Raw genomic sequence first — 6910 nt, 5'->3', positions numbered from 1 at the left:
ACGCCAGGGATGTTGAGCAGCTCGGAGTCACGGTCGCGCATCGCGCGGCGTTTGCGATGATAGCCGACGGCGAAGCGATGACTTTCATCGCGGATCATCTGGACCAAGTGAAGGACGGGCGAATGGCGGTCGAGGACGACGGGTTCGTCTTCGTTGCCGTAGAGGTAGATGATTTCTTCTTTTTTGGCGATGGAGGCGAGGGGCTGCGTTGTGAAGCCGAGGGATTCGAGGGCGTCGGCGGCGGCGTGGAGTTGGCCGAGGCCTCCGTCGATCAAGATGAGGGAGGGCATGGTGGTGGGTTCTTTGCTGGGTTTTCCCTCAGGGGCTAAAGCCCCCGTTATTTTGGAGCCGTTTACGGCACGCGACCCACTGCGTGGGTTCCCCGAGTCGTGCCCTGACACTTCGTGCCTTTCCGAAGGAATCATCTCGTCGGCCTCATTGGGCTCCGAGGTCCCAGAAGAGGGGCTTTGGGCATCCGGCTTCCTTGAGTCGGATGAAGATCCGCGGTTTCCCACCCATGACTTCGTCATGGATGGGGCACCCAGATTCTCAATGTCCGCCGGCTGCGCATTGGTTGTTGTGGTTTTTGCTGCCTGAGTATCGGCGGCGTCGCGGATGCGTTTGTAGCGGCGGGTGACGACTTCACGCATGGAGGCGAAGTCGTCGACGCCGAGGACGGTCATGACTTTGAATTTGCGGTAGGCGGACTTATTCATCTTGCCGTTTTCCCAGACGACCATGGAGGCAACGGTTTCAGCGCCCTGGATGTGGGAGATGTCGAAGCACTCGATGCGCCGGGGGAGTTCGGGGAGCATGAGGGTGTCGGCGAGGGATTCCTGGATGGCCTTGCGCGAGGGTTCGAGAACGCGGAAGCGCTGGATGTAGGACTGCTTGGCGTTTTGTCCGGCTAAGTCGACGAGGGAGCGTTTTTCTCCGCGCTGGGGGACGGCAATTTCTACGCGGTGATTGATGCGTTCGGTGAGGAGCGTGGCGAGGGTTTCGCGGTCGTCGAAGTCGACGGGGACGAGGATGGAGCGGGGGACGTAGTGCTGGTCGATGTAGAGCTGTTTGAGGAGAGCGGAGAAAACGGCGCCGGCGTTGAATGCGGATTCGTGGTTTCCAACCCATGACTTTGTCATGGATGGGGCACCCAAGTTCTCGGAGTCTGAAGCAGATTCCCCGGTCTCAGAAACGAGACCGGGGGCACCCAATTCATTGATGATGCTTTCTTCGCTTTCTGCGATTGGTGATTCGAGAATCTCTGCCAAATCTTCGAAGAAGAATTCGCGGCGGTCTACGATTTTGCCGCTGCGCACATGGAACAGATTTACGGCGAGTGCGTCGTCTTCGAAGTGATAGCCGAAGACATCGGCATCGTCACTTTGCTCCGCAGTGGCGATGCGCTGCTTTTCCTGGAGTTGGTGAACGGTGGAGAGCTGGTCGCGCAGACGCGCGGCGGCTTCGTACTGTTCCGCGTCGGCGGCGGCTGCCATGCGGGCGGTGAGGGAACGCTCCAATTCGGATTGGCGGCCTTCGAGAAATAGTTGCGCGTCGCGCACGGCCTGCCTGTAGATCTCGGGCGTTGTGAGTTCCTCGACGCAGGGGCCGAGGCAGCGATGAATGTAGTACTGCAGACAGGCACGGGGGTGATAGCGCGAAAGATCGACCTTGCAGCTGGGGAGAAGAAAGCTGCGGTGGATGAGTTCGACGACGCGATAGGCGAGATTGCCGGGGAAGTAAGGACCGTAATAGGCGGAGCCGTCCTTGCGCAAACGGCGAGTGACGAAGACCTTGGGGTAGCGATCGGCGAGTGTGAGTTTGACGTAGGGATAGGTCTTGTCGTCGCGAAGCAGGATGTTGAAGCGCGGCTTGCGCTGCTTGATCAGGTTGTTCTCGAGGGCGAGGGCTTCGTGCTCGTTGGCGACAAGGATGTAGTCAATGTCGACTGCCTCACGCATGAGAGAGCCTGTCTTAGCGTTGGCCTGCGAGGCTTCAAGGAGGTAAGAGCGGACTCGGGAGCGGAGGTTTTTGGCCTTTCCGACGTAAATAACTTCGCCGTCGACGTTCTTGTAGAGGTACACGCCGGGCTGGGTGGGGAGCAGCCGAATTTTCTCGATGAGATCCATGTGGAATGCGTCGAGGAAAACGCCAATTTCTAGGATACCGGGTAAGGCGAAAAACCGCGTTGTAGGTGTGAGAAATGCAAAGCTTACCGCTCTGGGTAAAAACTACATGGGTAAGGGCGCCACTTAGTTTTCCACATCGATTGAATAACTAACTTACTTTAAATGATTTACGAGAAATAACCGGTTTGGCGGGAGGAATGCAATGTAGAGGTCGACACGAAATGTCGCCGCCCGCCTGGTGGTGGTCACGAGGGACAGGCAAAACTGAGGCGGTAAAGGAATGGGGAGATCATGAAAAACTCAAATGGATTGTTGATTGCAGCTGCCATAGCTGTCGTGGGGATGACGGGTTGCACCACCAAGAACTACGTGAAAACCCAGACCGCGCCGATCATTGAACATACCAACCAATTGGAACAGAAGACTGCCGATAACAACCGCGCCATACACGAGGTGGACGACCGCGCCACGGCCGGTATCAAGCAGGCGCAGACCTCGGCCGATGCCGCGGCCCAGAATGCCCAGAACGCCACGAAGGCTGCCGGCGATGCGGATACAGCTGCGAACGATGCCGTTCATCGCGCGGACTCCCTGGACTCGGTAGTGAAGGGTCTGGACAACTACAAGTCGATGGCGAATGTGACGGTGACCTTCGGCTTTGACAAGGCAAACCTGACCCCGGACGACAAGGAACAGCTGGATACCTTCGCGGGGCAGCTTGGCAGCGCGAAGAGCTACATTCTTGAAGTTACAGGCGGGACGGATTCTACTGGCTCCGCTGCTTACAACTATGACCTTAGCAATCGCCGCGCGGATGCAGTGGTGCAATACCTGGCTTCGAAGTATGGGGTTGCAGCGCACCGCTTCTACCTGATCGGCATCGGCAAAGACAAGGAAGTTGCCCCCAACACGACGGCAGAAGGCCGCAAACAGAATCGCCGCGTGGAAGTACAGCTGCTTAGCAACATGAGCAACGGTCAGGCTCCTGCAACAACTTCGCAGGCCGCTCCGCCGCCTCCGAGCAGCAACTAAAGATAGATAGTTGTGTTTGTAGATTAGGGACGATTAAAGGCGTGAGCCGAAGAGAACACGTAAAGGCGAAAGCCGTAATGAGTGATTAAAGGCGTGAGCCGGACTCGATAAAAAGAATTTATAGATTAAAGCAACAAGCTCTGCAGGCCGTCCGGGCAAACACCCGGATGGCCTGACTCTTTTTGGGTGAAGCTTGGTTGATTATCTGGCCGCTTCCAACTGCCGGACGTGTTCCGCGCGAACTTGGACTGCAGTGAATAGCCTGAGAAACGGCGCATCCTGAGCTGCGGCTTCCACAGCCGGCCGGCCCTTGGCTTCTTCGCGTTCAACAATGCAGACGACGGTGGCGACGATCATGCCGGCTTGGCGGGCTGCTTCAATGGCATGGATAGTGGAGGCGCCGGTGGTGCAAACGTCATCGACGATGATGACGCGTGCGCCTTCGCGGCAGAAGCCTTCAATGCGGCGTCCGGTTCCGTGGGCTTTTTCGGCTTTGCGGACGAGGAAGCCGTGGATGAGCGGGGTGTTGGGATTCGACTGTGCGCGCCAGGCGCTGGCTGTGGCGACGTTGGAGACAATCGGATCGGCGCCCATGGTGAGGCCGCCTACCGCTTCTGCCTGGATGTTTTTCTCTTGGAGAAGATCGACGATTGCTTCGCCGGTGAGACGGCCGCCTTCAGCATGGAGCGTTGTGGTTCGGCAGTCGATGTAGTAATCGCTGGTGCCGCCGGAGGAGAGCTTAAACTGGCCGAGTTTGAAGCTGGTGCGGGAGAGGAGAGAGAGGAGCTGTTGGGCGTGGGTGGGCATCAATGCGATTGTAACGAGTGAAAGCTTCCAGCTCCTAGCTGCTGAGCTCCGAGTCTCTCAATGGCGGCCAGAAACGCAAAAGCAGATTCTTCGCTTACCACCCCGAACCTACCCCAAAGAGCTAAATCGCTCTTTGGGGCCCCTGTTACGTTCGGGGCCCCGTTCGCTCAGAATGACAACGCTTATTTGGGATGAGTCAGGAAGCACGAAGCCGCTTGTTACATTTTGTCGAGGTGTTTGAAGCCGCCGGTGCCTAGCAGCATGAAGGAGAAGAGCATGAAGTTGTAGCAGGCGTGAACCATGGTGCTGGCGGCGAGGGAGCGGGTGTAGAGTCGCACGGAGCAAAGGACCAGACTGACGAAGATCAGCAGGAGAAACGGGCCAAGAGACCAGCCTGTCTGCGCGCCATGCATGAGTGCGAAGGGAACGCTGGTGACGAGGGATGCAAAGATCATCGCCGAGAGCGACCATTGGGGGTTTTGGTTCTCGTCGAGCGGGCGGCGGGGTGCGCCGTTGAAGTGTTCGACACACCAGTCGTACGCGGTGCAGAGGGCGGGAAGAACAAAGCCGCGGAAGGCCATCTCTTCAAAGAAGGGTGCGAGCGTGACACCGAATGCGAAGAGGACCCAGGCAGCGCCAGGCGCGTGAAAGAGCTCGTCAATGGGCGCATTGGTGGGGCCCGGCATGAGCACTCCGTCGATCATGGCCACGAAGAAGCAGAAGACGGCGGCGCTGATGAGGCGTCCAGTGCGTTGAAGTGCTGTCGCGCCGTGCCAATGAATTCCATCGAAGAACGGTTTGCGCCAGATGATGGGGAAGACGACGATACATCCGGCGAAGGTGATGATGTACTGGGCAGCCTGGCTGCCGAGCGCGTATCGGTAGTCGGTGGCGGCCTGCGAGATGCTGGTGATTCCGAAGAGATGGAAGTGGAGGGCAAGCGGCACCAGCATCATGGTGCCAATCAAGCCAAAGAGGGCGAGCAAGGCGAGCAAGGCGAGGTGGCCCATGTTGGGGATTCGCTCATCGCGCGGAACGGGTTGCTTCGCGTAGGCGGTGAAGAAGGGCTCACGGGGAACTTCTTCCGCCGGCGGCGCGGCGAAGAAGGATGTCGGGGCTGCCTCCTCTGGTTGCAGGTTTGGGTCTTCGGGTTCGCCGGTCCATTCGGCGGGCGGCGCAGGCGTATTTTCGGGTGCGAGGGGGTCGGTGGAAGGTGGCGCGACATCCTCGACTGCGGGGGAATCCTCGGGCTCGTGGGGCAGAGGCTCGGGGAATGTGCTCATGCGCGCACCGGTTTCTTGTTGCTGGATTTTTTTGTTGGTCTTTTTGATCCGCCGGTTTCGGTTGTGGCTGTTATTCGATCATCCTGCTTTCCCACCCATGACTTTGTCATGGATGGGGCACCCATATCGTTGCCATTCGGCGCGACCTTGCTCGTGATCTCTGTGAGTTTGCCATTATGGGAGGTGTAGTAGCGGGCGAGGAATTCTCCTGTAAAGGAGCCGGGAGTTTTCGCGATCCTGGCTGGCCGGCCTTCGCCGACGATGCGGCCGCCGTCTTCGCCGCCTTCCGGGCCGAGGTCGAGGATCCAGTCGGCGTTGCGGATGACGTCGAGATTGTGCTCGATGATGATGATGGAGTTGCCGAGATCGGTGAGGCGGTGCAGGACTTCGAGCAGCTTGCGCACATCGTCGAAGTGCAGGCCGGTTGTGGGCTCGTCAAGGAGATAAAGAGTTCGGCCGGTCTGGCGCTTGGAGAGCTCGCGGGCGAGCTTCATCCGTTGAGCCTCGCCGCCGGAGAGCGTGGTGGCGCTCTGCCCGAGGTGCACATAGCCGAGGCCGACATCGACGAGGGTCTGGAGCTTCTGGCGGACGGTGGGAACATCGGCGAGGACGGTGAGCGCGTCTTCAATGGTGAGGTCGAGGATGTCGGCGATCGAGTGCCCGTGGAACTTTACCGCGAGGGTCTCCTGGTTATAGCGGCGCCCGTTGCACACCTCGCACTGTACGTAAACGTCAGGCATGAAGTTCATTTCGATGCGGCGCTGACCATCACCCTGGCAGGCTTCGCAGCGACCACCGGCGACGTTGAAGCTGAAGCGGCCGGGCTTGTAGCCGCGCTCACGAGCTTCGGGCAGCATGGCGAAGAGATCGCGGATGGGCGAAAAGACCTGCGTGTATGTTGCTGGATTGGATCGCGGAGTGCGGCCAATTGGTGCTTGGTCAATACGAATAACCTTGTCGATTTGATCGGCGCCTTCGAGTGATTCGTGGACGCCCGGCTCTTCGCGTGAGCCATAGAGGGTTTTAGCGAGCGACCGATAAAGGATGTCGTTAATCAGAGTGCTTTTTCCGCTGCCACTGACGCCGGTAACGACGGTCATGACGCCGAGCGGAATGCGAATGGTCAGATCCTGCAGGTTGTGCTCGCGCGCGCCGTGGACCGTGATCCATTTGCCAGTGAGAGGGCGCGGTTCGGGGCGATGGAGAATGCCGGACGCTCCTGAAAGATAGCGGCCGGTGAGCGATTCGGCGCAGGCCATGATGTCTGCGGGTGTGCCCTGGGCGACGACATAGCCGCCGAGACGGCCGGCGCCGGGGCCGAGATCGAGGACATAGTCGGCGTGGCGGATAGTTTCTTCATCGTGTTCGACGACGAGGACCGTGTTGCCCAGATCGCGCAGCCGTACTAGAGCTTCGATAAGGCGGGAATTGTCGCGCTGGTGGAGGCCGATGGAGGGCTCGTCAAGGACATAAAGGACACCGCGGAGGCGTGAGCCAATCTGCGTGGCGAGGCGGATACGCTGACCTTCTCCGCCGGAGAGGGTGGCGGCGTTGCGATTGAGCGAGAGGTAGTTGAGGCCGACGGCACAGAGGAATTCAAGACGCTCGATGATTTCGCGACGGATGCGGTCGGCGACGAGGGCTTCGCGCGCAGTGAAGTTG

The 6910-nt window shown here is 59.1% G+C and carries 5 protein-coding genes; 1 reads left to right on the top strand and 4 read right to left on the bottom strand.

Annotated features, from left to right (window positions below; all coding sequences use genetic code 11):
- On the bottom strand, window positions 1–2126 hold a 2126-nt coding region (gene uvrC, locus WA354_RS16115), incomplete at its 3' end, for an excinuclease ABC subunit UvrC (RefSeq protein ID WP_472814043.1).
- 291 nt (window positions 2127–2417) lie between these two features.
- Here uvrC and WA354_RS16110 point away from each other — a divergent pair.
- Window positions 2418–3158 carry an OmpA family protein gene (locus WA354_RS16110; protein WP_472814042.1) on the top strand — a complete coding sequence of 247 codons (741 nt, stop codon included), beginning with the start codon at window positions 2418–2420 and terminating at the stop codon, window positions 3156–3158.
- Between the two features lie 201 nt (window positions 3159–3359).
- Here WA354_RS16110 and pyrE read toward each other — a convergent pair whose 3' ends face one another.
- From pyrE to uvrA, 3 genes are all read right to left on the bottom strand, one after another.
- Complete coding sequence (pyrE, locus tag WA354_RS16105; protein WP_472814041.1) at window positions 3360–3965, bottom strand: orotate phosphoribosyltransferase; 606 nt, start codon at window positions 3963–3965, stop codon at window positions 3360–3362.
- A gap of 218 nt (window positions 3966–4183) precedes the next feature.
- Window positions 4184–5248 carry a lysostaphin resistance A-like protein gene (locus tag WA354_RS16100; RefSeq protein ID WP_472814040.1) on the bottom strand — a complete coding sequence of 355 codons (1065 nt, stop codon included), beginning with the start codon at window positions 5246–5248 and terminating at the stop codon, window positions 4184–4186.
- Window positions 5245–6910: excinuclease ABC subunit UvrA (uvrA, locus tag WA354_RS16095; RefSeq protein ID WP_472814039.1), on the bottom strand; the 1666-nt coding region annotated here is incomplete at its 5' end. The genes uvrA and WA354_RS16100, both read right to left, overlap by 4 nt.

Origin of the sequence: Occallatibacter sp., assembly GCF_049802275.1 — a bacterium.
Lineage (GTDB): Bacteria > Acidobacteriota > Terriglobia > Terriglobales > Acidobacteriaceae > Telmatobacter.
The sequence above is the reverse complement of the archived record's forward strand: the minus strand, read 5'-3'. Positions and strand labels throughout refer to the sequence as shown.

Bases quoted from the DNA above. Each gene is read 5' to 3' on its own strand.
- WA354_RS16110 (WP_472814042.1), top strand. From the start codon at position 2,418: ATGAAAAACTCAAATGGATTGTTGATTGCAGCTGCCATAGCTGTCGTG.
- pyrE (WP_472814041.1), bottom strand. From the start codon at position 3,965: ATGCCCACCCACGCCCAACAGCTCCTCTCTCTCCTCTCCCGCACCAGC.
- WA354_RS16100 (WP_472814040.1), bottom strand. From the start codon at position 5,248: ATGAGCACATTCCCCGAGCCTCTGCCCCACGAGCCCGAGGATTCCCCC.